A 24,036-nucleotide genomic window follows, 5' to 3' on the forward strand; every position below is an offset into this window, starting at 1 on the left:
AAACTCCGTCACGAACCGTTGCAGGCGCCGTCCTGGCCGACGCCCGGCGCGGCCAGCATCGGCAGGAAACCGTGAAGCCAGACGCCGAAGCTGGCCGCCCAGAGCAGCGCGCTGATGGCATGGTGCAGGGGCGCAAGGCCGGCGGCGAAGGCGAATTCGGGAAGGACGCGGACGAACGCGGCGGCGACCATCAGCAAGGCCGCCCCGTGGGCCTGCCATGGCAGGTGCAGGAGATTGCGGCCGGTATGCCGCAGGCCGGCGATGACCAGCACGGCCATCACCGCGCAGCCGAGCGCCCCGACCGACAGCATGTGCAGGCCGGCGACGAGGGGAAGGTCGAGCCCGAGCCGCGTTGCGCCGAGCGCCAGGAAACCGGCGCCGGCAAAGGCATTGCCGAGGGCGAGCATGACCACCTCGGTCCTGAAGGCGGGGCGGCCGATGAACCATTCCGCCAGCCGGTCGAGGAACGCGGCGCCCGCCGCCAGCGCCAGCCAGGCCGAAACGCCGCTTTCCGGAAAGATCAGGGCCGAGGCCATGTAGAGCACCGTCATCGCCGCGGCCGCATGGCGCCGCCCGGGATGCGGCCTGTAGGGCGTCGTCTCGCCGGTCGGATCCAGCGCAAGGTTGATCACCACGACATTGATGCGCGAGGCGGACAGCGAAAACAGCACGATGAAGATGCAGAGCGCCGTTTCCAGCAGGCGGGCGGAGAGCGCGACATCGCCGACGAACCAGCCATAGCGCACGCCCGCCGCCACCGCGGCGAAGGAAAGCAGCCAGAACAGGAAGGCGAGATGCTTCGTCGTGCGGCGCTCCAGCATCGCCCGGCCGATCAGGGCGGAAAGCGCGACCAGAAAGGCAAGGTCGAAGACGGCGGCCACTAGGCTCAGCGCATCCGCCCCCACCGCGCCGACCAGGCGCGCCGGCAGCCAGAGAGCGGCAAGGCAAAGCAACGCCCTGCCCCGTGGCGGGCCGGTATCGGTCCATTCCGGCACGGCCGAGCCGAGGAAGCCGGCGAGCGCCATGCCATAGGTGCCGAAGATCATTTCATGCGCATGCCACTGCGAGGACGGGATGTCGGAGGAAAAGGGCAGCTCGTAGCCGCCCAAGACCACCCAGAGGAACGGCAGCAGCGCGCCATGGGCGGCGGCCAGGGGAAAGAACAGCCGCAGCGCTTCGGCAAGGATCGGCCGCTCCCTCATCGCGCCCGCTCCGTCGCCGAGAAGAGCTCGCCGAAGACGGGATCGCGCGACCATGCCTCCACCTGCTCGAAGATCGCCCGTTCGGAGCGTTCGCCCGGCCGGCCGGCAAGCGCGCGGCTCGCGGCGATGCGTCCGTCCCGGCCCGAGAGAACCGCGATGCGATCAGCCACGCGGACCGCTTCGGCAAGATCGTGCGTCACCAGCAGCACGGAGAAGCCACGGCTGCGGGCGGCGGCGATCAGAAGGTCCTGAAGATGGCGGCGCAGGCCGACATCCGTCGCGCTGAACGGTTCGTCGAGGAACAGCATGTCGGGATCGACGGCGAGCGCCCGCGCCACGTTCGCCCGCTGCCGCATGCCGCCGGAAAGCTCCGCGGGGTATTTTGTGAAGTCAGCCTCTTCCAGGCCGACGGAGAGCGCGAGGCATTCCGCCGTCCTGCGGCGCGCCGCCTTCCCCTCGCCCCTTGCGGCAAGGCCGTAGGCGATATTGTCCGTCAGCGTCATCCACGGCAGCAGGCGCGGTTCCTGGAACACCACCGCCTGACGGCGGTATCCGCGCAAGACCCGCCCCTTGACCGGCTCGACGATGCCGGCGGCGATCTGCAGGAGGGTCGTCTTGCCGCTGCCGGACGGGCCGAGCAGCGCCACGGCCTCGCCCTTGCCGATGGCAAGGTCGAAATCCTCGAAGAGGCTGCGCCCGAGAAAGGCGTGCCCGACGCGGGAGAAGGTGAGCGCGGGGCTTTGCCTCATCGCTTCACGCCCCAGGGAAGGCCGGCGCTGCGCCAGCGCTCCGCGGCCTCGCGCACCACATGCAGCACGCCATAGTCGGTAGCGAGCGCGAGGATGACGGTGATCGCCAGCCAGGCCGTGACGAGCGGGATGTCGAAAAGCGCGCGTGCCGTCGCCAGCTCGCCGCCGATGCCGCCGGAATTGGAGAGGAGTTCCGCCATCACCGTGACCTTCCAAGCGCTGCCGGCCGTCGTCGTCCAGGCGGGAAAGAGGTAGGAGAGCACATGCGGCAGGGTGATCGTGCGCAGCCGGTAGGCCCATGAGGCGCCGAAGGACTGGGCCATGATGTCGAGCTGCCGGTCGCGCTTGGCGACGCCTTCGAGCGCGCCCGCGAAGGAGAGCGGCGCGGAGGCGATGACCACCGTCATGACGGCCGTGCCGCCGGACGAGCCGAACCAGATCAGCGCCAGCACGATCCAGCCGATCGGCGGCACGCCCAGCATGACCGTGACCACCGGCTTCATCAGCCGCATGGCGGCGAAGGAATAGCCGGCGACGAGGCCGGCCGCCGTGCCGGTCACGGCGGCGAGCGCGAAGCCCGAAAGCGCCCGGCCGGCGCTCTGCGACAGGATCGTCCAGAAATCCGGCCGCGCGGCGAGCGCGCCGATGGCTGCTGCCGTTTCCGCCGGCGACGGCAGGATGAAGGAGCCGTAGATCTCGTGCCCGGCCTGCCAGACGGCGAGGAAACAGAATATGCCGGCAAGGCCCGCCCAGCCGGCCCACAAATAGCGCCCCGTCCAGCCGAGGCCGGCGAGAACATGGCTCATCGTATCACACCAGATAGAACCCGTCGCCCGGCAGCTTGCCGCCGATGATCGCCGGATTGGCCTTGGCCAGCACGCCGTAGAAGCCTTCGAGGGTCTTCCTCGCCGCGCTCGCGGGGATCGCGCTCAGGTGGCTGGTCGGGAAGGACGCGGCGATGATCTCCGGCGGGAAGCCGAGCGCGTCCGCGACCGCATTCGCGGCGGCCTCGGGATCGGCCAGCGCATCGGCAAGCGCGGCCTCGATCGCCGTCTGCAGGGCGTGGGCGCCTTCCCTGCCGAGCGCCTGCTGCACCTCGGTCGTCAGCGCGAGCCCGGCCTGCGGGATCTCCGACGTGCCCGCGACGGCCTGCCATTCCGCCTGGACGTCGATGGCGCGGTAGACGGTCATGAAGAGCGATTTCGCCTTGATGATGACGCCGGTCGCCGCCGGTTCGCTGAGGAGAGCGGCATCGACGCGGCCGGTCAGGAGCAGTTGCACCGCCTCGGGCGGCGAGGCGGTATATTCGAGCGTCACGTCGCCCTCTCCCAGCCCCGCCTGTGCCAGAAGCCGCGCCATCACGAAATCCGGCATGTCGTTCTTGAACGGCAGGGCGAGCGTCCTGCCCTTGAGCCCGGCGACCGTCTTCAGGCTCTCGTCCTTCGAGACCACGTAGAGGAGGCCGGTGGTCAGCACATCGAGCAGCCCGATGCCGAGGCCCCGGTTGTGCAGGTTGGCGGCGGCATAGCTCGGCATCACCACGGCGCCCATGGAGCCGGAGGCGACGGCGGCGCGCATCTCGTCCGGCGTCTTCCAGGCGCGGAAGACCGCCAAGGGCGCGACGTCCTTCAGGAAGCCGCCCTTGACTGCATGGGCAAGGACGGCGGAGGGCGCGGCCGGCGGACCGTAGAGCGTCAGCCGCGCGGCGGCCCTGAGGATCGCGGGTGCCGCCAGCGTCGTGACCGCGAGCGCGGAGAGGCCGGCAAGAACGTCACGGCGGGTGGGAAGAGTCATGTCCATCGTCCTTTCGTCAGAAACGCGCCTTGATACCGGCGTAGAAGCCGCGGCCATCGCCCGGCAGGTAGACCGCCTGCCCGGGGCCTGCCTGGTCGAGGACCAGGGTGGAGGAGGCATAGGTCTTGTCGAAGAGGTTGGTGACGGCGCCGTAGAGGCTGAAGGCCTCGCTGATGCGGTATTCGGTCTTGAGGTCGACGACCGCATAGGGATCGGCGTAGAGCGTGTTCATGTTGTCGACGGGCGTCTTTGCCGGGACCCATTGCAGGGCCGCGCCGATATCCCAGTCCTCCGTCACCGCATATTGCAGCGCGAGGTGGACGACATGGCGGGGCGCGCCGGCGAGGCGATTGTCGCCGCGCACCGGATCGTCGTCGAAGCGGAAGTCCTGGAACGTATAGGCAAGCCGGCCCGTGAGCGCCTGCACGATCTCGCCGGAGACGCCGAGCTCCAGTCCCGCATGGATCGTCCGGTCGGCATTGACGGCGGCCAGCAGCGAACCGCTGCTGTCGCGCAGGCTGAGAAGCTCGTCGTCCACCCAGGAGTAGTAGGCGACGGCATCGACGTTCCACGTCTCGTAGCTGCCCCGCCAGCCGATCTCGACGGTGGTCGCGGTCTGGGCGTCGAGGTCAGGCGTGGAGAAGCCGGTCGCCGAGCTGTTGGGCGTGCCGCCCATGGTGCCGAGCAGGTCGTCATGGGTCGGCGGCTCGAAACTGCGGCTGATCGCGGCGAACAGCAGGTTGCTTTCGTCGGGTCGCCAGCTTGCGGCCAGCGCCGGCGACCAGCCGCTATAGCTGCGGTCATAGCTCGTATCGACCGCCGGAATTCTCGACAGGACCGGCCCGCCGGGCGTGAAGCCCAGCCACGGGCGGGTCGCCGTGCCCCAGAGATCGTCGTTTCCGCGCGTCGCATAGGTGTAGGACAGCGAGGGCGACAGCGTCACCGCATCGCCGACCGGCACATTGAGGCCGGCCGTGAGCGACAGGGTCTTGGCGTCGAGATCGTTCCGGGAGAAGGCCGGCCCGCCGGCGCCGGCGCGATTGATGTTGTAGGTCCGCTCGGCCGAGCCGATGGAATACTGCGCCGTCGTTTCGAAGAGTGGCAGGAGAGCATCCGCATCCGGCTGGTAGGCATAGCGCAGGAGGCCGGTCAGGTCGCCGCCCTCCGTGCGGCGCACGCCGCTCGACACGGGGAAGCGGAACATGTCCTCGGTATAGGTGTAGCCGAGCCCGATATCGAACAGGTGGTCGTCCAGCACGATGGAGGTGCGCGAGCCGATGAGGAACTGGGTGGCCTCGCGGCGCGGCCTGTCGCGCTCGACATTGGGGCCGAGGCTGGTCGGCGGGCCGAGCGAGATCTGCGTCGGGTCGGCGTTCAGCGCGCTCAGCGTCAGGGGACCGGAAACGTCGAAGCCGAGGTCGGTATAGCCGATGAAGGCGCGCGTCGTGACGCTGTCGGAAATCTCCGCCTCGATCGTGCCGCCGACGCTCGTCCGGCGGGAGCCGTTGTGCCGGCGGAAGCCGTCGCGGCGGCTGCTGTCGATGGAGAAGCTGCCGGCGAAGCGGTCGCTGTCGAAGCCCGTGCGGGCGGAAACCTCCGCCGCGCCGAAACTTCCGCCTCCCGCCGAAACGCTCGTTCCGGCCTCCACCGGCGAGGCGAAGTTGATCGCCCCGCCGAGCACGCTCGCGCCGAGCCGGTTGGCGGTATAACCGCGATAGACCTCGATCAGGCTCGCCTGGCCGGGATTTGCGAGGCCGACGATGTAGGACCCGTCCGCCCGGTTGATCGGCAGGCCGTCCCGCAGGACGAGGATGCCGCGCTCGACCGGGTTCTGCTGCAGGCCTGAGCCGCGGATCTGCACCCGCGGCTGGTCGTTGCCCCCGAAGAAGCGCTGCACGACGACGCCCGGAACGAGGGCGAGCGCTTCGGAAAGTGTCGGCACGGCCCGTGCCGCCGGCTCCTCCCCGCCGATGGCCGCCACCCCGCCGGGAATGGCCGCCAGGCGCTCGCGCGCCCTCTGGACCGTGTCGCTCCACCTTGTGCCATCGACCACGACGGCGTCCAGAACCGTGGTCGAGCCGGGTGTCGCCGACTGTGCCAAAGCCCCCGTCGCCGTCCCGGCCAGAAGAACCGCCGTAACGAAACCAAGTCCACCGATGCGCGCCATGATATCCCCGCTCGCCAATTGCCCTGTCACGGGAATTGCACATCCGGGAAACGCCGCTCTTTGCGCTGGCGCAAACAAGAGTCAAAACTTGAGTATTTCACGCATGTTATTGCGGGACAGTGCCGCGCAAGGCGCGCCCAAGCGGCCCCAACGCGATCTATGGCGCGATTTCAACCGTTTCCTGCAATCGCACGAGCTCGAAATCGCTGACGAGAATGTCGATCCTCACGCGCCACCGCCCGGCCAGGGGAAGGATGACGTCCGCGGCCTGCCAGGTCCCGTCGCCCTGCAATGCGGCCCGCCGGCGCATCGGCTCGATGCCCGCTTCTGGGTTCGAGAGCACGAACGTGACCTCCTTCGGGCTGAGGGGCGTGAAGTCGGGCGACAGGATGACGGCGGATAGCCGGACCGGGCCGGCGCGACCCGGCGTGAGGGCGATTTCGGCCATCGCCTTGTCCGAATGGATATGGATCGAGGCCGGCTGCGCCGCCGCGAGCGCCAGTGCGCGCGGCGGCGGCGTGAACCGCCAGGCCGCGGCGACGGCAAGAACCGCAAGGACGATCATGGTCTCCACGATGATCGACCGGACAAGCCGCCGCGTCGCGCCGCGATCCCCGCGCGCGGCGGGCCGGGTGAAAACCCAGCGGTTGAGAGCCACGAGCGAAAACAGGACCGCAAGCAGCGCCATCTTCACCAGAAGCACGGCGCCGTAGGCCGTCGAAAAGAGCGCGCCGAATGCCTGGATCTGGACGACGGCAAGCAGCAGGCCGGCAAGGGCCAGCACGGCAACGCAGGCCGGGATCAGGCGCGAAAACCGGTCAAGCGCCTGCCGGCCGGCATCGCCGCCCCGCCGCACGGCACAGGCCAGCGGCAGGAGGGCGCCGATCCAGACGGCGATTGTGATCGCATGCACGAAGACGGCGGGTTGCGTCAGCCATTGCGGCGCGGCCGAACTTGCATGGCCGCTCAACGCCAGGGCCCCGCCTCCGGCGAGGAGAGACGCAAGGGATGCCGCACGACCGGCGAATGCCGCGCGAAAGGAGGCAACCACCGCCAGGCAGAAGGCCGCCAGAAGCACGATGACGGTGAGGCCGAAACGCGTGGCGAGACCGGCTTGCCATACCGCCCGATCCATCAGGCCGGACAGCGGAACGCCGAGCGCATCCAGTCCCTGAAACCCCAGCGAGAGGACGGCCGCCGCCAGGCCGAGCAGCGTTGCCCCCCTTATGACGCGCAGGCCATCCGCGCCGCCCGGCATCAGCCAGCGGACGGAAAAGAGGCCGCCGATGCCGAAGAAGAGGCCGACATAGAGGGCGACCCGCGCAAGCCACAGCGCGATCCTGACCGGCCAGTCGGCCGCCGTTTCGGCGACGGGCGGCGCGCTGCTCGGCGCGCCGATCGAAAAGACCGTGGACCCGGCCACCGGATGCCCGTCCTCGGACACGACACGCCAGACAAGGACATGGGTGCCAGCGCCGAGCCCGTCCGGCGGCACGATCTCAAGCAGGCGGTCGCGGAGCACGAAGGTCCCGAGCGTCCTTGCCTGCCCGTCCGGCAGGACGAGCCGCAGCACGAGCGGCGAAACCGGCTCGCTGAAGGACAGCGAGAGGCTTTGCGGCGGCGTGTCGACGACCGCGCCATCCGCCGGCACCGACCCCGTCAGGGAGGCATGCGCCATCGCCGCCGCAGCGAGGCAGCACCAGAGGATGCCGGCCAGGAATACCTGGACACAGGCTCGGCCAGGATGGTCCCGCACGAACGCTCTCCGGACGACAGATGCGGCCGGCACCCCGATGGCGCCGGCCTTCACGAGGCCAGGGCGTTTGCGCCGTTCTTCAAATCGCAAAGACACCCCGGCCTCCTGTTTCGCCGCAATCTCGCATGCAAGACCGCGTCATGCCTTTTTTGGAACAGCCTTTAATGGCCGCTTGCGGCCTCGACCAGCTTCACGCCGGGCGCGGGAAGCTCGAGATCATCGGCCGACTGGCCTTCGGCAGGAATCTCGATCCAGCGCTCGGCCATGCCGTCCGGGCACTCCTGCACCACGGGGAAATACAGCGTTTCGCCCGCCTTCAGGTCCTTCGTCAGATAGACCCGCAGCACGAACTCGTCATATTCGTCATCGCCGAGGCTGCCGCCGCTCCATACGATTTCCTTCACGCCTTCGCTGGTCGGCGTGCCGTGGTAGTCGTAGGATTTCGCATAGGCACCCTTGATCTTTTCAAGCGTCCAGCCGGCCTTCGGCTGCGGCTTGACCGCGATCACGCCCTCCGGGATCTGCACGCGGAGCACATTCGTCGGCCTGCCTTCGCAGCCATGCGGCACCTGGAGGATCGCGCGATAGGTCGAACCGACCGGCGCCTCCTTCGATTGCAGCGAGACATGGGCAAGGGCGGCTCCGGAACCGATGGCAAGGACGGCAACGGTTGCAAGCATTCTTTTCAGCATAGTCAGTCTCCATGAAGCCGGTCATCCCTGCCGGCAAGGTTTGATGGAAGAAAAATTGGAAGGTGCGATCGCGGAGCGCCCGGCGGGGCGCCGACGACAGGACGGACGGAAGCCGGGAGGCACGGCAGTGCGCATCATGCGTGCGTGGAGAACGGGAGCCGCGCGGCGCCCCCTGCCCCGTCGACCGATATGGCTCGGGCAGGCGCATCGTCACGGTCGCCAGCGGGTGCCGGCCCGGCGGTCAGGCGATGGCGGGAGGGCCGCGCGGATGTCCGGGGAGAGCGTCGTGCGCCGAGGGGACCATGTCGCCATACCCATCGAGAATCCGCTGCGATGGCTGGGCAAGCGGATTGAACAGGATGGGAACGGAGCGGTGGGTCGGAACGAAGGCTGCGGCCATGCCGCAGGCAAGCGTGCAGCAATCGGGAGCGAGGGAACGCTCCTTGCCCGGCGCGGAGGCCGGCTCCTGCTCCTCGGCATGGGTGATGCAGAGCGGATTGCCGAAGGCATCGACCGGCGAAGCGCCGGCGGCGGCTGCAACGGCAAGGGGGCCGAGAAGCGCCTGCAACGCCATCAGGACGGCGACGGCGAAGGCCACCATTCCAATCCGGCACTGTTGCAGATGCATGTTCATCGAAACCTCTCGCGCCAAGGCTTACCAACCAGGCAGCGCGATGAAAAGGCTCTCCGCCTGCCGAATTGTCGCACAGTTTGCGATGCAGCAATGAGCCGCGCGAAAAGTCGCCGGGCTTGCTAGTAGGCTGCGCGGTAGAGGGCCAGCGCGTCCGCCTCTTCCAGCGGCACGGGATTGTTGGCGAGGAGCCGGGTCTGCAACATGGCGTCCGCCGCGAGCGTCGGGAGCATGTCTTCCGCCACACCGGCATCGCGCAGCCGGCGCGGCGCGGCGGAGGCATCCATCAGTTCCAGCATCCGGGCAAGGAAACGGCGGGCAAGGCCCTCCTCGCTCCCGGCGCCAGCAAGATCCGCCCCGGCCGGCACGGCCAGCCGGGCGTAAAGCGGCGCCGCGGCCTTCAGGTGGAAGCCGAGCACCGGCCCCAGCATGAGCGCATTGGCAAGGCCGTGCGGGATGTGGCAGCGGCCGCCGAGCGGATAGGCCAGGGCGTGCACCGCGGCCACCGGCGCATTCGCGAAGGCCTGCCCGGCCAGCGTCGCGCCGAGCAGCATCGCTTCGCGCGCCGTGCGGTCACTGCCGTTGCGGCATGCGGCAACCAGGTGGGTGGAGAGAAGCCGCAGCGCCTCGCAGGCGAGAAGATCGGATATCGGGTTCTTCCTGTACCGCGACGTATAGGCTTCGATCGCATGCACCATGGCGTCGATGCCGGTCGCGGCGGTGTGGAGCGGCGGCAGGCCGCAGGTGAGCGCCCCGTCGAGCAGCACGCGGTCGGCATAGAGCTGGTCGGCGACCACGCCCATCTTCGTCGTCTCGCCCGTGGTCAGGATCGTGATGTTGGTCACTTCCGATCCCGTGCCGGCCGTGGTCGGGACCTGAACGAGCGGCAGGCGCCCGCCCGCGACCTTGCCGATGCCGTAGAGGCTGGCAAGGCTTTGCCTGGAGCGGATGAGAACGGCGGCGAGCTTGGCCACGTCCATGGACGAGCCGTCGCCGAAGCCGAGCACGATGTCGACCTGCGCTGCCCTGGCGCGCGCGACGCAATCGATAAGCACGCTTTCGGGCGGGTCGGCGACGACGGCGTCGAACACGGTGACGGTAAAGCCGCTCGCCTGAAGCGAGGCAAGCGCGGGGTCCAGAACGCCCGAGGCCCTGAGGCCGCCATCCGTGACGAGCAGGAGGTTGCGCGCGGTAAACCAGGCACCCAGCCTCTCGCCGATATGAGCCGCGCCGCCCCATTCGACGGCAAGGCTCGCAACGGTGTCGAACTGGAACGGCTGCATGGGATCAGGCCGCCAGATAACCGCCGTCGACGGGCACGATGGCGCCGTGGACATAGGAGAAGCCGGTGGGCAGGCCGATGCGGCGGAAGAAACCGGCAAGCGCGCGGATCTCCTCCGCACTGCCCTGCCCGGCGGCGAGCTGCGTCAGCGTGCCGAGCGCGACCATTTCACCATGCAGCAGGCCGCCCAGCGTAGGCATGACCGACAGGCCGCGCACCATGGCATGAGCAATGGAAAGGCCGCCGCTTTCAAAGGCGAGGCCGCTCAGGAGCACCGACGCCTCGACGACGCGCTCGAAGGCCTCGTCGGGCGCCGCCGCCGCCATGGCGGTCTCGCTGTCGACAAGAAGGATCTCCTGCGCGCGGGAGACGATCGCCTGCGTCAGTTCCGTCGGCCGGCCCGAGAAGAAGTTGAGCCCGCCGCCGGCCAGCGCGCCCGCAAGCTCGTAGGGCTTTGACATCGCATCGCCGATGCCGGCGGCCAGGAACCGGCGCGGCGCCCCGGCGATGACGGCAGTATCCACCAGCACCAGCACGGGATTGGTCTTCATGCGGCGCACGCCCTCGACGGCGTGGTCCGGCGTGTAGACGACGGCGATATGGCTGGTGGGGCTGTCGTTGGAGGCGATCGTCGGCACGATGGCGACCGGCAGGCCGCGCTCGATCGCGGCCCCCTTCGCGGTGTCGATCGCCTTGCCGCCGCCGACGCCGATGAGAAGCCGCGCGTCGCCCGTCTCCGCGGCGCGCGCGGCGATTTCCGCCGCGGTGCACTCGCCGCCGAATTCCATGAGACGGGCATCGGGCAACTGGCGGAGGATGCGTTCGCCAAGAAGGCTGCGGGCAACCGGATCGATGACCACGGCCACCGGCCCGCCCCCGACGATCGCCACCTCTTGCAGACAAACTGAGCAGCCGTTGGCTGCGGCACTTGCGATGCCCGCCTGCCGCTTTAACCAACAGCCGCAGCCGATCGCCCTCCGTCCATTTGTCGCTCGGCGTGGGGTGGATGCCGCCGCCTCGAACGGATTGTCCGGCGGGCGATCCCGGCCATTGCTCAATTGTTCTCCGTATCCTTCAAGCGCGATCGACCAGAGGAGCCTTGGTCCCCACCCAGCCAAGTTCCTTGGTCTCATGCGTCAAGTGGAGGCGGCCCCATGTTCATACTTAGCCTTTCACCGCCCCGGCGGTGAGCCCGCTCACGATCTGGCGCTGGAACGCCATCACGAGCAGGAACAGGGGCGCAGTGATCGAAACGGCCGCCGCGATGGCCTGGACCTGGTCGGTCGTCGTCGTCTCGCGGTTGAAGTAGGCGGCGATCGCCGGAACCATCGTCATGTCCGACTGGTCGAGCAGCAGCGAGGTCACAAGGAAGTCGTTATACGCCAGCAGGAAGCTGAACAGCCCCGTCGTGATCACGCCCGGCCACATCACCGGCATGATGACCCTTCGGAACGCCTGGAAATGGGTACAGCCGTCGACGCGCGCCGCCTCGTCCAGCTCGGCCGGGATGCTCTGGAAGAACGAGCGTAGCATCCAGATCGTGAAGGGCTGGTTGATCGACACCAGCACGATGATGACGGCGAGCGGCTGGCCGTAGAGGGTCGGCGCATTTTCTCCCAGGAGCGGCCGCAGAAGCTCAGCCGAATTGATGAAGACCGGAAGATAGCCGGCCACCAGCACGGAATGCGGCAGCGCCCTGAAGACCAGCGCGCCGATCAGCAGCCAGAAGGCGAGGTTCGAGCCCGAACGCGACAGCCCGTAGCCGGCGAGCGTTCCGACGGTCAGCGAGATCGTCACCACGCCGGTCGTCACGATCGCGGAATTGACGAAATTCTGCCAGAACGCGTTCTCCACCCAGACGGCATGATAATGCTGCGTCGTGAAACCGATAACCGGATCGAGCGCCATGGCCGCGTTCACCGCCTGCGCCAGGCGCGGCAGCAGGATGAACCCCGCCAGAAGCACGATGATGCAATAGCCGGTGAGCGCCAGGATCCAGCCGAGCGGTCTGTAGCCGGGCGGCACGTGGCGGGCGACCAGGCCCGGCAGTGCCTTGATCGCAAACCAGATGGCCAGCCCTCCCCCGAGAAGAGCCGCCGCGATATCGGCAAGCGTCAATCCGTTGCCCTGCGCGATCGTGGCCGGCCCCAGGATCACGTCGAAGGGATTGGCGGCGAAGGCGTCGAGCGGTGCCTTGATGCTCATGACCGCGATCCAGGCGATCGGGAACAGGGCAAGCACGCACCAGAAGAGCAGGAAACCGGCCGACACTATCTGCAGCGAGGCGGGCTGGCGCAAAGCCTTTACAGTGGACATCAGCGGGCTCCCTTGTGATCGCGCCAGGACTTGCGCAGCAGCGGAACGAGAAGGATGACGATGCCGATCATGGTCAGCATGGCGGAGGCGGAGGCGCGGCTGACCGCGCGGTTGCCCGCATCGTCCGGCTGCAGCAGGTCGTAGGTCAGCCATTGCAACGAGATGACATGCGCCTGGCTTCGGAAGCCGACCACTTCCTCGAAGACACGGTAGGCATCCATGAGATGGATCAGCGAGACGAACACGATCAGCGGCATCAGATGCGGCACGATGACATAGCGCAGCCGCTCGAAGCGCGAGGCGCCGTCGACCATCGCGGCCTCCAGCGTCTCGCGGTTCATCGTCTGCAATCCGGCATAGAAGATGACGAAGGCGAAGGGCGCGACATGCCAGACGCGGTAGAAGAGCATCAGCAGCTCGATGGTCCATCCTTGCGCGAACATGGCGATCTCGGTGCCGCTCCAGGCCTCCATCGCGCGGGTCAGGATCCCGTCGCCGACGAACAGCCAGCGGATCGACAGCGCGCCGATCACGGGCGTGACGATGAAGGGAAGCAGCGACACGAAGATCACCGGGCCGCGGATCGAGCGCATGGTGTTGTTGACCGCCAGCGCGATCGCAAGACCCAGGCCGACGACCAGCGGCAGCGTCACCAGCGTGAAGGTGAGCGTGAAACGCAGCGCCTTCCAGAAATCGATCGACATCAGGGCCTGCCAGTCCCATGCCGACAGCGCGGCGAAGGCGCGGTCGGGCCTGACCACGGCGCGATAATTGTCCAGCCCGACGAAGCGCGTCGTCGTCACGACCGCGCCGTTCTCGTCCAGCACGGGGACGTTCTTGATCTCCGTCGTGCATTGCTGCTCCAGGAATCCGGCCGTGCAGCGCTCGGTCTCGACCCGCTGGATTTGCGGCTGCGTGACAAAGAAACTCTGCACGAACACGCTGGCGAGCGGCGCGGCGATGAACAGCACCATGAGCAACAACGATGGCGCGACAAACGCCGCGAATGTCCTGAAGCGCACCGTCTTCTCCCTGCTTTTGCGAAAACTGTCCGCGGGCCGCGCCGTTCATCGCGGCCCGCGCGAATGGTTCATTGAAGAAGGCCGGCCTCGCGGGCTGCCGTCCCATATTCCTCCTCCGCCGCGCGCAGGGCCGCCTCCGCCGACTTCGCTCCCGTGAAGAAGCCGCTGATCTGGTTGCCGATGGCGGAATGGATGAGCCCCATCTCGATCGTCATGGGATAAGAGATCGGGCCGGGCTGGGCGCTGGCCGTGGCGACCGCGCCTTCGGCAAGGCGGCCGGGCTTGTAGCCTTCGATCAGCCAGACGGCATCATCGTTGTGCGCCTGGACCATTTCGGTATCGAGCCCTTCCATCGCCACCCGGAAGGCCGCCTCGGCCGCCTCGTCGGAGATGTTGCGGGGGATCACGACGCCATCCCAGAAGAGCATGGCGACCGGCCGGGCGCCCTCGTCGGCCAGCGGCGAGGCGGCGGTGTGGATCTTGCCGACCACCTTGGATTCGGCCTGGTTGTCCGCGGCACCCGCACGGCTCGCCCAGATATTGGCCATGGCGATCTTGCCCTGCTGCATCTGCTGCTGGACGAAGGTGGAATCCGACACGAGATATTCGGGGTCCATGTATTCGCTCGCGCGCTTGAGCAGTTCGAGCGCCTTGATGCCGTTCTCGTTGTTGAAGTTCGGCGTGCCGTCCGCGTTGAGGAAGCTGTCGCCGGCAAGGCTCGCATAGACGTTGAGCCATTCCAGCGCCATGTTCCAGCCGGACATCGTCATGCCGCCGAGCGGATAGTCCACCTTGCCGGATTGCCGGATCTTCTCGGCGGCCTCGAAGACCTGATCGTAGGTCTTGGGCACGTCCAGCCCGAGCTCGTCGAAGATGTCCTTGCGATAGGCGAATTCCTGGGTATTCACCATCATGGCGATGGCCACGATGTCGCCGCCCACCTTGATGAGCTGGTTCGGCTTGAGGTGCTGGCCGTATTTCTCGACCAGATCGTTCAGCGGCCGGATCCTCTTCTCGTTCAGCAACTGGGGAATCGTGTTGTTGGCCACGCCGCCGAGCTGATAGAGCGCCGGATTTGCGGCAAAGGCAGCGGACTGCTTCAAGCGGAAGTCCTGGTCCAACGATGCCTGGACGTTCCCGCATTCGGCCATCGCATCGGTCACCGACTTCCACGCCTCGAAGGCGGCGCTGAGGACCTTTATCGGCACCTCGTTCGAAAAGCTGCAGGCGGCGTTGGCCGGTCCGGAGCCGAGCGCGGCAAGGACGGCGAAGATGAAGAGATTTCGACGTTTCATTTTGATTCCCCTGCTGTTTGCTGCCGGCACGTTTTCCGGCATTCGTGGTTGGATTTATCCGGCGGTCTCGATGCGGTTGCCTTCAGCGGCATCGAAGAGATGACAGATCCCTGCGGGCACCGAGATCTCGACCGGAGCGCCGATCTCGATGCGGTAATCCTTGTGGGCCTTGACGGTGACGAGCGCGCCGCCGGCGCGCACCGCGACCATCGTGGCATCGCCCAGAAGCTCCATGGTGTAGGTCGGCGCGACGATGTCGCCGCCGGCGGGCACCACCGAGGCATCCTCGGCCCGAAACCCCAGGACGACGGCGCCGTCCGGCCCGTTAATCCCGGCAATGCGGACGTTCTCGCCGCTGAAGACGCCGCCGCGAAGCTCTCCGGTCATCAGATTCATGGCGGGATTGCCGATGAAGCCGGCCACGAAGGTATTGGCCGGCCGGTCGTAGATCTCCACCGGGCTTCCGACCTGCTGGATCACGCCGCGTTTCATGATGACGACGCGGTCGGCCAGCGTCATCGCTTCCACCTGGTCGTGGGTGACGTAGATCGTCGTCACCTTCAGCTCGTGGCTGAGGTTCTTGATCTGCGCGCGCGTCGAAACCCTGAGCTTGGCGTCCAGGTTGGACAGGGGTTCGTCCATGAGGAACACGTTCGGCTGGCGGACAATCGCACGCGCCAGGGCCACGCGCTGGCGCTGCCCTCCGGACAGCTCGCCCGGGCGGCGCTCCAGGAATTCGGTCAGCTCGACCATCCGGGCCGCGCGCATGACCCTTTCGTGATGTTCCGCGGCCGGCACGCGCCGCACTTTCAGCGGAAAACGGATGTTTTCGTAGACGTTCATGTTGGGATAGAGCGCATAGCTCTGGAAGACCATCGCGATGTCGCGGTCCTTCGGATCCAGGCCGTTGACCCGCCGCCCGCCGATCAGGATGTCGCCCTCGCTGGCCTCTTCCAGCCCGGCGATCATGCGCATGGTGGTCGTCTTGCCACAGCCCGACGGCCCCAGCAGAACCAGGAATTCCTGGTCCGCTATCGTCAGGTTGGTGCGCTCGACACCTGTGAAGCTGCCCCATCGTTTCGTGAGGTTGCGCAAGACGATCTCGGCCATTCGGGTTGAGCTCCTTCCTCTGTGCATTCCCTTTGTGCATTCGAATGCATAAATACCCTAGACACAGAATTTGATATCTGGCAACTAATAATATGAGAGGACGGCGAAAGAGCCCGCGAGGGTTCGGACCCGCCCCGATCCGGCGCGCTTGGGGCATGGCAGCGCACCATGCCCCCGGGCCGGACGACGAAAAACAACCAGCTTTATCGCCCCGGCTTCCGCAGGATGTGCCGGCCGGCGCCGGCCGTGGCGTCGCCGAACAGCCGTGGTTTCCCTTCGCCAGCAACAGGACAGACAAGAGGTACAGTCATGAAAGGTTTTGATCCGAAATGGCGGGATGTCCCGCATTTCATCAACGGCCTCACCCAGCAGATCTGGGAGGACCGCCAGATCGGCAGCCTGCGCCGCCACTATGCCCCGGGGCTGATCGTGCGCTCGCCCGCCTCGGTGGTGGTCGACAACACCAATGTCATCGCGGCGACCATGGCGACCCTTGCGGAATTTCCGGACCGGGAACTGCCGGGCGAGGACGTGATCTGGTGCGAGGACCCGGTCGGCTCGACCGAAACCTCCGACGCCTTCCTGTCCTCGCACCGGCTGATTTCATGGGCACGGCATACGCGGCCGGGCATGTACGGCGCGCCGACCGGAAAGCACTTCGCCTATCGCATCCTCGCCGACTGCGCGATCCGCGACGACGCGATCTATGACGAATGGCTGGTGCGCGACCAGTCGGCGATCGTGCGGCAGATGGGCTTCGACGTGATCGACTGGACCCGCGACCTGATCGCGCGCGAGGGTGGACCGGAGCGTTGCGTCAAGCCGCTCACGAAGGACAACGACGTGCCCGGGCCCTATAGCGGCCGCGGCAACGACAACGAATGGGGGCAGCGCCACGCCGAGATCCTGAACCGCATCATGGCCGCAGACATGGAGGTGATCCCGCGCAGCTACGACCGCGCCTGCAACCTGCACTATCCCGGCGGCGAGACGCTGTTCGGCCGCGCGCAGGCGGACCAGTTCTGGATGGGCCTGCGGGCCGCCTTCCCCCATGCCGAGTTCCGCATCGAGCACGTCATCGGCCGCGAGGACCCGCTGATGCCGCCACGCTCAGCCATCCGCTGGTCGCTGTGGGGCAAGCATTCCGGCTGGGGCCGCTTCGGCACGCCGACGCAGGCGCAGGTCTATGTGCTCGGCATCAGCCATGTCGAGTTCGGCCCGTTCGGCGACGACGGCGGCCCGGCGATCCGCAACGAATTCACCCTGATCGATGAAACCGCCATCTGGAAGCAGATCCTGCTTCAGACCGGCGCGCACGACTGACACGCGGGAGCGCACTGCATGAACACTCATCCGAACATCCGCCGCAATCCTCTCCGCGAGAGGCTTGCCAAGGGGCAGACCATCGTCAATGCCTGGCTGTCCATCCCCTCGTCCTATTCCGCCGAGGGGATGGGACATGCCGGGGTCCAGGCCGCAACCGTCGATCTCCAGCATGGCATGATCGGCCCGACCGACGCCCTGCACATGCTGCAGGCGATTTCCGCCACCCCCGCGGTTCCGCTGGTACGCGTCCCCTCGCTCGATCCCGCATTCATGATGCGCGTGCTGGACAGCGGCGCCTACGGCGTCATCTGCCCGATGATTTCCACCGCCGAAGAGACGGCGGAACTGGTGCGCGCCTGCCGCTATCCCCCGACCGGCATCCGCTCGTTCGGGCCTGCCCGCGGCCTGCTCTATGGTGGGGCGGACTATGTGGCGCATGCCGATTCCGAGATTCTCGTCATCCCGATGATCGAGACCGTCGCGGCCGTCGAAAACCTCGACGCGATCCTCGCCGTCGAGGGGATCGACATGATCTATATCGGCCCGAACGACCTCGCCTTCGTCTTCGACGGCCGCGTCGGACCTGACCGGAGAAAGTCCGAAGAGGTCATCGCCCATGTGCTCGAAAAGGCGAAGGCCGCCGGGATCCCGGCCGGGATATTCTGCGCCGACGGCGCCGAGGCGGCGCGTCGCGTGGCGCAGGGCTTCGCGCTGGTCACGCCCGGCAATGATTTCGGCATTCTCACCCGCGGCATGCGCGCTGCGGTGGCCGAGACCCTTGGCGCAACGGTCGCGCGGTCCCCGGCGCAGGGCGGCTATTGATGGCGGCGCGCTGGTGGCTCCTGCCGGGGACGCTTTGCACGGCCGACGTCTTCAGGCCGGTCCTCGATATCCTGAAGGTTCCGCCGCAAGATTGCCGGACAGTGATGCTCGACCGTCCTTCGGTCGAGGATTACGCCGGAGACCTCGCCGCGGTGGAACCGCAGGACATCGTTCTGGGCTTTTCCCTCGGCGCGATCCTCGCAGCCCACCACGTCGACCGGATCCGGGCGCGCGCGGTTGTTCTGCTGGCGGCCAATCCCTTCGCCGACATGCCTGAAAAACGCGCCGCGCGGCTGGAGCAGCTGGCGGCGGTTTCCAGCCGGGGGGCGCGGCCCGTCATGTCCGCGCTGTGGCCTGCCATGGTCTGCCCGGCGGCGAGCGGCAACCTGCTCATCGGCGAGCGGATCGTCGCCATGGCCGAGGCAGCGGCCGCCCATCTTCCGGCGCAGACCGAACTTGCGCTGACACGCCCGGGCGCCGAGCCGATGCTCGCGGCCACGCGCGCGCCGGTCCTGTTCGTGACGGGGCGCGAGGATAAGGCCGCCCCTTACGAGCGGGCGGAACGCGCGGCAGGGATCGGAGCACACACGCTGATCCTGATCGAGGGGGCGGGGCATTTCCTGCCGCTGGAGGCACCGCAGGCCTGTGCCGAGGCGATAGCCGGTTTTTTGAAGGAAAAGGAGATCCGCCCATGCTGATCGGCGCCATCGGGGACGATTTCACCGGATCGGCCGACCTGGCCAACATGATTGCGCAGGCGGGGCTTGCCACCCGCCTCTATGCAGGCCCGTTGCCGGCCTCCGCCACCGACGAGGCGGCGGCGATCGTGGCGCTCAAGACCCGCTCGGTTCCCGTGGCCGAGGCCGTCGCCGCCTCGCGCGCGGCGGTGGACTGGCTTTTGAAGCAAGGTGCAGAACGCATTCTGTTCAAATATTGCTCGACCTTCGATTCGACGCCCGAGGGCAATATCGGTCCCGTCGCCGAGGCGCTGGCCGACGATCTCGGCGCGGATCGGGTCCTGTTCGTGCCCAGCTTTCCCACGACGGGACGCACGGTCTATCAGGGGCACGTGTTCGTCGGGGACCGCCTGTTGTCGGAAAGCCCGCTGGCGCAGCACCCGCTGACCCCGATGACCGATCCCGACCTGCGGCGCTGGCTGGCGCGTCAGACATCGCAGAAGATCGGCCACCTGCCGCTGGCCGCGCTGCGGGCGGAGAACGCGGCCGCGGCTCTGGCCGATGCGGACGCACGCTTCATCATCGCCGATGCGATCGACGACGGCGACATCGATCGATTGGGACGGCTTGTCCTCGATGCGCGTCTGGTCACGGGCGGCTCGGCCATCGGCAGCGGGCTTGCCCGTGCACTTGGCGCAGAGGGCATGGCCCGCGGCCGCTGGACCGGCGTCGATGGCCGGGCCGTCCTGATGGCCGGCAGTTGCTCGGCCGCGACGCTCGGCCAGATCGCCGCCTATGACGGGCCGCAACGCCGGCTGAGCGTAACCGAAGCGCTCTCCGCCGACGACACCTTCATCGAGACGCTGGCGGCATGGGTGCTGCAGCAGGACCGCCCGCCGCTGATCGCCGCGTCCAGCCCGGCCGACGAGGTCACTGCCGCGCAGGAAACCTATGGCCGCGAGCGCGTGGCCACCGCAATCGAAAATACCTTCGCGCGTCTTGCGGCGGCGTTGCGCCAGCACGGCGTGCTTCGGTTCGTCGTGGCGGGGGGCGAGACCTCCGGCGCGGTCGCCACCGGGCTCGGCATCACCAGCTTCGAGGTCGGCCCGCAGATCGCGCCCGGCGTCCCCGCGCTGACGGCTGGTCCCCTGCGGGTCGCTCTCAAGTCGGGCAATTTCGGCGGTCGGGATTTCTTCCACCGCGCACTGGAGGTTCTGGAAGGCCGATGACGGAAGCCGAGTTGAGACAGGAGCTCTGCGCTCAGGGCGCGGCGCTCGCCGCACAGGGGCATGCGCGCGGCGGTTCGGGCAACATCTCGGCCCGGCTCGCCTCGGGCGGCTTCCTGATTTCACCGAGCGGCTACGCGCTGGGCTCGTTGCAACCGGATGACCTTTCGCTGTGCGACGACGCGGGAACGCATCGTTCCGGAGCACCGCCTTCCAAGGAACTGCCGCTGCATCTCGCCCTTTACCGCAGCAGGCCGCAGACCGGCGCCATCGTCCATCTTCACACGCCCCATGCGACGGCCTGGTCCATGGTGGACGGAATAGATCCGGACAATGCGCTGCCCGCCGTCACGCCCTATGCCGTGATGCGGCTCGGCGCGGTCGCCCTGCTGCCGTTCGCCGTCCCCGGCGATCCCGTCCTCGGCGACTGGATTTCCGGACGGGCATTGCGGCATTCGGCCTTCCTGCTCGCGAACCACGGCTCGGTCGTCGCCGCGCGCACTCTGAAGGACGCCGCTTTCGCGGCTGAGGAACTGGAGGAAACGGCAAGGCTTTGCCTGATACTGCGCACCATCCCGCATCACGGCCTGACACCCGATCAGGTCGAGGCGATCGAAACGCATTACGGCGACCGTTTCAGATAAGTGGCCGTGCATTCAAGCGGGCGGCGATCCGTTCGCCAAACGGGCCGAACTTCTCTCGATGAGTTCTCCGGGCACCATGATCCGGCGCGGCGGCAGGTCCGGGTCGCCGATCCGCGCCAGAAGCAGGGACGCCGCCGTTTCCGCCATGTCGACGATCGGCTGCCGGACTGTCGTCAGCGCATAGCTCGGTCGTCCGGCTTCGGCGATGTCGTCGAAGCCGATGATGGAGATGTCCTCGGGGATGCGCCATCCCAGATCGAACCGGCAGGCATCGATGACGCCCAGGGCAAGCTGGTCGTTGGCGCAGAACACCGCGTCCGGGCGTTTCATGCCGCCAACCAGATCAAGGAAACGGCGCCGCCCGTCGGCATAGGAGAAATCGGTGCAGACGGTGGGGATCGACCCTATCCCGAACTCGGCCATCCGGTCGCGGAACGCATCCACACGCAACTGGCTGACCGGCGCCCGTTCCGGCCCGCGGACGCATACGACGGACCGATGCCCCGCCCGGTAAAGCGCCTCGGCGATCCGCCTGCCCGCCCCGGCATGGTCGAGCGTGATGCAATCTACCAGGCTGGAATCGACAAGGCGGTTGAAGAACACCATCGGCACACCGCGGTTGGCGAACTGCCTGATCCAATCCTCGGGCATCTGCGCGCAGCAGATCAGGCCGTCCAGCGGATATTCCATCGCCTTCTGCAAGGAAGCGCCGATGGCATCGTCGTTTTCGACAACCATCAGGAACAGGCTGTTTCCGGCATTCTGCAAGGCTTCGCCGAGCGCATAGATCAGTTCCGGGTTGTTGCGGATCGTGAAGGCGGTGACAATGACGCCGACCACGTTCGAGCGCTGGGTAATGAGGGAGCGCGCGAGCGCGTTGCCGGTATATCCCATGTCGCTGGCGATCTTGAGGATATGGTCGCGCGTCTTCGCCGAGATCTTGGCGTCGTCCTTGAAACATCTGGAAACGGTCGACTGCGCGACGCCAGCGGCGCGCGCAACATCGTAGGACGTCGCCCGCCTGGGGCGCGCTGTCGGTGAGGAATGCATTCTGTCCATCTCGTCGTCGGTTCCCATCGAACATATCCCTCAATGTCAAGCGTGCAAGAGGCATGCGGTTCCCGGTTCGGCATAGCCTGAGCAGCCCAAACCCGATTCATCCATTCCACTTTATCTGACTGGAAGACAAAGAAAAGCATTGCCTGCATTCGAATGCAGCGATATCGTGCATTCGAATGCATAGGAAATCTACGGCAGAATTCCTCCCATCCGGCGACATGCGCTCTCCTTCGAAGCGCAACCGACGGCAAGAATGCTGCTCGACGTTTCCCTTTTCTCAACCTCGCATCAAAGGAGCGATCTCGATGACCCCTACCCCGTCCGCCGTTCAAGTGTCCGAGGCGGAAAGCCAGCGCCGTCTTGTCCGCCGCAAGGATATGGTGGCGGAACGCGTCGCCTTCATCGATTGCAAGATGCCGGGCTCCCATCTGAAGGAGAACTACTCGCTCATCGGCCCGGGCGTGACCCAGTCGAAGGATCAGAAGGTCAGCCTCTCGGAGCCGCACGGCTTCAGCCTCGGCGTCGCTGCCATGCCCGCCGGGATCACCAACAACCTGCACATCCACTATACCGCCGAAGTCTTCATGATCTTCAAGGGTACATGGCTATTCCGCTGGGGCGCCGACGGGAAGGACGGCGAAGTCGTCTGCACCGCCGGCGACGTGGTCAGCATACCGACGTGGATCTTCCGCGGCTTCACGAATGTCGGCGACAGCGACGGCTGGATCTTCACCGCGCTCGGCGGCGACGACACGGGCGGCATCCTCTGGCATCCCCGGATCCTCGAAGTCGCGGCGGAGCACGGCCTGTACCTGACCCGCAACAATATGCTCGTCGATACGCAAAACGGCCAGCCCAAGCCGGACGATTCCGAACTGATCGAGCCGATGACGCGCGAGCAGATCGAGAGCCTGCGCAAATATACCGTCGAGGATATGAGCCAGCGGGCCGTGCGCCGCGATGATCGCGTCTTCTCCACCACTGCCCTGCTCGACAGTCGCATCCCGGGCCACGGCGCCGAGCTTGCCCCCGTGCTCGGCCACGGTATCACCGAGGATCGCGATCACGTTCCGCCGATCTCAAATCCGCACGGCATGTCCATCGAATGGGGCCGCATTCCGGCAGGCGGCTCCATCGGCCGCCACCTGCTGCGCGAGAAGCAGGTTATGATCGTCTTCTCCGGCTCGGTCGAGATCACCCAGAACGAGGGGGATGCCGAACTGACCCAGACGGTCGACGCACAGGACCTCTACTCCTTCCCGGCCGACTCCTGGCGGTCGATCCGCAACACCGGCAGCCAGACCGCCGAATTCGTGCTGATGACGGCGGGCGACCACAAGAAGCGGATCGTGTGGTCCGATGAGATTCGCAAGCAAGCGGCGAAGTTGGGCTATGCCATCGATCACAACGGCTATGTCGCGCCGCTGGCGCTCTTGCCGCAGAAGGTGAAACAGACGTTCGCGCCATAAGTCCGCATCCGGCGTCCCAAACAAACGCCAGCCATGTCATCTCAGACGCTTCGGTCGAGACGCTTAAGTCCGGTCGAGGCGTCAAAATCACCTGCCATGGCCCGGGACCGGGAGCGTATTGTGCCCCTCTATCAGATTTGAGTAGTAGAAGTTCATCGAACGCACCAGATCGCCGACAGAAGCCCGCATAAGCGGGTGCAGGCGCGCAGCGAAGCGGCTGGCCGCCGACGTCAACTCGATTGTCAGATCTTCCAGGTCCCGATTGCTTTCGGGGAGGAGTGGCTCAATGCTCGCGAGCGTTACCATTTTTTGCCGATTTCTATACCGATAAATTCATCTTTATGAACAGAGCGATAGGCGTGATCTTATGCAATCGTTTTGCCGGTCCTATTGCCGATCTTGTTATGGCAAGATTTCATCGTCCATGATGATGCCGAACTGCAAAGACTGCAAAGCTAATGGCTGTGCGGCCCTATTCCCCGTCGCCCCCCGCCTCGGCCATCGCGATGTCTGCCGGCATGGGCTGCCGACTCAACACCCCTTCGCTTGAGCGCAACGCAGACAGCTTCAATAAGCGATCAACGATTGGTTCGTGCACTGTCGCGTAGCTACGCAGGAACTTGACGTCATCCTGATCGAAATCGCGCGGCTCCGCTGCTTCGCGTGGTTTGCAAAAGTAATCACGATCACGCCGGCTTAGTGAAGCTGCGCGGCTGAGCGTGGCCATTCTTGCCTTGGGCTCCAGACCGCAGCCCTGGATTTCTGACGTGGCGTACGATCGCAGGCGGAGGCAAAGG

General features: G+C 66.8%; 22 protein-coding genes. 6 read left to right on the forward strand and 16 right to left on the reverse strand.

The features are described from left to right. Positions 1 to 8 precede the first annotated feature (8 nt). From WMC41_RS11335 to WMC41_RS11400, 14 genes are all read right to left on the reverse strand, one after another. Positions 9 to 1,202, reverse strand: a complete 1,194-nt coding sequence (locus tag WMC41_RS11335; protein ID WP_432348224.1) for an NnrS family protein — start codon at positions 1,200 to 1,202, stop codon at positions 9 to 11. Then, positions 1,199 to 1,951 (reverse strand): ABC transporter ATP-binding protein, encoded by a 753-nt coding sequence (locus WMC41_RS11340; protein ID WP_432343191.1) that lies wholly within the window; start codon positions 1,949 to 1,951, stop codon positions 1,199 to 1,201. The genes WMC41_RS11335 and WMC41_RS11340 overlap by 4 nt, the downstream gene beginning before the upstream one ends. Then, complete coding sequence (locus tag WMC41_RS11345; RefSeq protein ID WP_432343194.1) at positions 1,948 to 2,757, reverse strand: ABC transporter permease; 810 nt, start codon at positions 2,755 to 2,757, stop codon at positions 1,948 to 1,950. Before WMC41_RS11345 ends, WMC41_RS11340 begins: the two co-directional genes overlap by 4 nt. Before the next feature lie 4 nt (positions 2,758 to 2,761). Further along, a complete protein-coding gene (locus WMC41_RS11350) occupies positions 2,762 to 3,745 on the reverse strand; it encodes an ABC transporter substrate-binding protein (protein WP_432343197.1) in 984 nt (327 codons plus the stop codon). A 16-nt stretch (positions 3,746 to 3,761) separates the two neighbouring features. Next, on the reverse strand, positions 3,762 to 5,912 hold the full coding sequence (locus WMC41_RS11355; protein ID WP_432343199.1) for a TonB-dependent receptor family protein: 2,151 nt from the start codon (positions 5,910 to 5,912) through the stop codon (positions 3,762 to 3,764). Between the two features lie 157 nt (positions 5,913 to 6,069). After that, on the reverse strand, positions 6,070 to 7,668 hold the full coding sequence (locus tag WMC41_RS11360) for a copper resistance CopC/CopD family protein (protein WP_432343202.1): 1,599 nt from the start codon (positions 7,666 to 7,668) through the stop codon (positions 6,070 to 6,072). A 161-nt stretch (positions 7,669 to 7,829) separates the two neighbouring features. After that, positions 7,830 to 8,360, reverse strand: a complete 531-nt coding sequence (locus WMC41_RS11365) for a YcnI family copper-binding membrane protein (protein ID WP_432343205.1) — start codon at positions 8,358 to 8,360, stop codon at positions 7,830 to 7,832. Between the two features lie 241 nt (positions 8,361 to 8,601). Then, positions 8,602 to 8,994 carry a hypothetical protein gene (locus WMC41_RS11370; protein WP_432343208.1) on the reverse strand — a complete coding sequence of 131 codons (393 nt, stop codon included), beginning with the start codon at positions 8,992 to 8,994 and terminating at the stop codon, positions 8,602 to 8,604. A 119-nt stretch (positions 8,995 to 9,113) separates the two neighbouring features. Next, positions 9,114 to 10,274, reverse strand: coding sequence for an iron-containing alcohol dehydrogenase (locus WMC41_RS11375; protein WP_432343210.1), 1,161 nt, complete (start codon positions 10,272 to 10,274; stop codon positions 9,114 to 9,116). 4 nt (positions 10,275 to 10,278) lie between these two features. After that, on the reverse strand, positions 10,279 to 11,139 hold the full coding sequence (locus tag WMC41_RS11380) for an iron-containing alcohol dehydrogenase (protein ID WP_432343213.1): 861 nt from the start codon (positions 11,137 to 11,139) through the stop codon (positions 10,279 to 10,281). Positions 11,140 to 11,437: 298 nt separating this feature from the next. Further along, on the reverse strand, positions 11,438 to 12,589 hold the full coding sequence (locus tag WMC41_RS11385; RefSeq protein WP_432343215.1) for a carbohydrate ABC transporter permease: 1,152 nt from the start codon (positions 12,587 to 12,589) through the stop codon (positions 11,438 to 11,440). Continuing rightward, entirely contained in the window at positions 12,589 to 13,611 is a 1,023-nt protein-coding gene (locus tag WMC41_RS11390; protein WP_432343218.1) for a carbohydrate ABC transporter permease, read from the reverse strand. Before WMC41_RS11390 ends, WMC41_RS11385 begins: the two co-directional genes overlap by 1 nt. Positions 13,612 to 13,679: 68 nt before the next feature. After that, a complete protein-coding gene (locus tag WMC41_RS11395) occupies positions 13,680 to 14,906 on the reverse strand; it encodes an ABC transporter substrate-binding protein (protein ID WP_432343221.1) in 1,227 nt (408 codons plus the stop codon). A 54-nt stretch (positions 14,907 to 14,960) separates the two neighbouring features. Further along, a complete protein-coding gene (locus WMC41_RS11400; RefSeq protein WP_064329361.1) occupies positions 14,961 to 16,016 on the reverse strand; it encodes an ABC transporter ATP-binding protein in 1,056 nt (351 codons plus the stop codon). Positions 16,017 to 16,325: 309 nt separating this feature from the next. On the opposite strand from WMC41_RS11400, the gene WMC41_RS11405 reads away from it, so the two are divergent. From WMC41_RS11405 to WMC41_RS11425, 5 genes are read left to right on the forward strand one after another with little or no spacing between them, the layout of a single operon-like run. Next, entirely contained in the window at positions 16,326 to 17,339 is a 1,014-nt protein-coding gene (locus tag WMC41_RS11405; protein ID WP_432343224.1) for a nuclear transport factor 2 family protein, read from the forward strand. 18 nt (positions 17,340 to 17,357) lie between these two features. Continuing rightward, complete coding sequence (locus WMC41_RS11410; protein WP_432343227.1) at positions 17,358 to 18,164, forward strand: HpcH/HpaI aldolase family protein; 807 nt, start codon at positions 17,358 to 17,360, stop codon at positions 18,162 to 18,164. Further along, positions 18,164 to 18,862 carry an alpha/beta fold hydrolase gene (locus tag WMC41_RS11415; RefSeq protein WP_432343229.1) on the forward strand — a complete coding sequence of 233 codons (699 nt, stop codon included), beginning with the start codon at positions 18,164 to 18,166 and terminating at the stop codon, positions 18,860 to 18,862. Before WMC41_RS11410 ends, WMC41_RS11415 begins: the two co-directional genes overlap by 1 nt. After that, positions 18,856 to 20,070, forward strand: coding sequence for a 3-oxo-tetronate kinase (gene otnK / locus WMC41_RS11420; protein ID WP_432343232.1), 1,215 nt, complete (start codon positions 18,856 to 18,858; stop codon positions 20,068 to 20,070). The genes WMC41_RS11415 and otnK overlap by 7 nt, the downstream gene beginning before the upstream one ends. Further along, positions 20,067 to 20,711 (forward strand): aldolase, encoded by a 645-nt coding sequence (locus WMC41_RS11425; RefSeq protein WP_432343235.1) that lies wholly within the window; start codon positions 20,067 to 20,069, stop codon positions 20,709 to 20,711. Before otnK ends, WMC41_RS11425 begins: the two co-directional genes overlap by 4 nt. 12 nt (positions 20,712 to 20,723) lie before the next feature. Here the strand turns inward: WMC41_RS11425 and WMC41_RS11430 are convergent, their stop codons facing one another. Continuing rightward, positions 20,724 to 21,788: a LacI family DNA-binding transcriptional regulator gene (locus WMC41_RS11430; protein WP_244769443.1), complete on the reverse strand. Its 1,065-nt coding sequence runs from the start codon at positions 21,786 to 21,788 to the stop codon at positions 20,724 to 20,726. A gap of 287 nt (positions 21,789 to 22,075) precedes the next feature. Here WMC41_RS11430 and WMC41_RS11435 point away from each other — a divergent pair, with 287 nt between their 5' ends. Beyond that, complete coding sequence (locus WMC41_RS11435; RefSeq protein ID WP_432343238.1) at positions 22,076 to 23,239, forward strand: cupin domain-containing protein; 1,164 nt, start codon at positions 22,076 to 22,078, stop codon at positions 23,237 to 23,239. A gap of 472 nt (positions 23,240 to 23,711) precedes the next feature. On the opposite strand, the gene WMC41_RS11440 is transcribed toward WMC41_RS11435, so the two are convergent. Next, positions 23,712 to 23,966 carry a hypothetical protein gene (locus WMC41_RS11440; RefSeq protein ID WP_288077944.1) on the reverse strand — a complete coding sequence of 85 codons (255 nt, stop codon included), beginning with the start codon at positions 23,964 to 23,966 and terminating at the stop codon, positions 23,712 to 23,714. Positions 23,967 to 24,036 lie beyond the last annotated feature (70 nt).

Source organism: Shinella yambaruensis, from assembly GCF_050859155.1.
In the GTDB taxonomy this organism is placed as follows: Bacteria; Pseudomonadota; Alphaproteobacteria; order Rhizobiales; family Rhizobiaceae; genus Shinella; species Shinella yambaruensis.